Genomic DNA, 851 nt, shown 5'->3' on the forward strand with positions numbered 1-851 from the left:
GCGTCGAGGCCGGGTACCTCCGCGCCCTCGGTCAGGGCGGGCTCGATGCGCTTGGCGAGCACCTTGCCCAGCTCCACGCCCCACTGGTCGAAGGAGTCGATGTTCCAGATCGCGCCCTGCACGAAGACCTTGTGCTCGTAGAGGGCGATGAGCTGGCCGAGGACCGACGGGGTCAGCTCGCGGGCCAGGATCGTGGTGGTGGGGTGGTTGCCCTTGAAGGTGCGGTGCGCCACCTGCTCCTCGGCCACGCCCTCGGCGCGGACCTCCTCGGCGGTCTTGCCGAAGGCCAGGGCCTGCGTCTGGGCGAAGAAGTTCGCCATCAGCAGGTCGTGCTGCGCCCTGAGTTCGCCGCTCAGCTCGGCGACGGGCTCGGCGAAGCCGATGAAGTCCGCCGGGATCAGCTTGGTGCCCTGGTGGATCAACTGGTAGTACGCGTGCTGGCCGTTGGTGCCCGGCGTGCCCCACACGACCGGGCCGGTCTGCCAGTGCACCGGACGGCCGTCCCGGTCCACCGACTTGCCGTTGGACTCCATGTCCAGCTGCTGGAGGTAGGCGGTGAACTTGGAGAGGTAGTGCGAGTACGGCAGCACCGCGTGCGACTGGGCGTCGTGGAAGTTGCCGTACCAGATGCCCAGCAGGCCGAGGAGCAACGGTGCGTTGGCCTCGGCGGGGGCGGTGCGGAAGTGCTCGTCGACCAGGTGGAAGCCGTCGAGCATCTCGCGGAACCGGTCCGGGCCGATGGCGATCATCAGGGAGAGGCCGATCGCCGAGTCGTAGGAGTAGCGGCCGCCGACCCAGTCCCAGAACTCGAACATGTTGGCCGTGTCGATGCCGAAGTCCGACACCTTCTC

General features: G+C 68.3%; 1 protein-coding gene. It reads right to left on the minus strand.

Annotation, left to right across the window (positions count from 1 at the left end; translation table 11 throughout):
* Nucleotides 1-851, minus strand: an 851-nt coding sequence (locus LQ326_RS47320) for a phosphoglucose isomerase-related protein (RefSeq protein WP_491074101.1), incomplete at both ends; no start/stop codon positions are given.

It is taken from the genome of Streptomyces shenzhenensis, assembly GCF_021462265.1.
Lineage (GTDB): Bacteria > Actinomycetota > Actinomycetes > Streptomycetales > Streptomycetaceae > Streptomyces > Streptomyces shenzhenensis.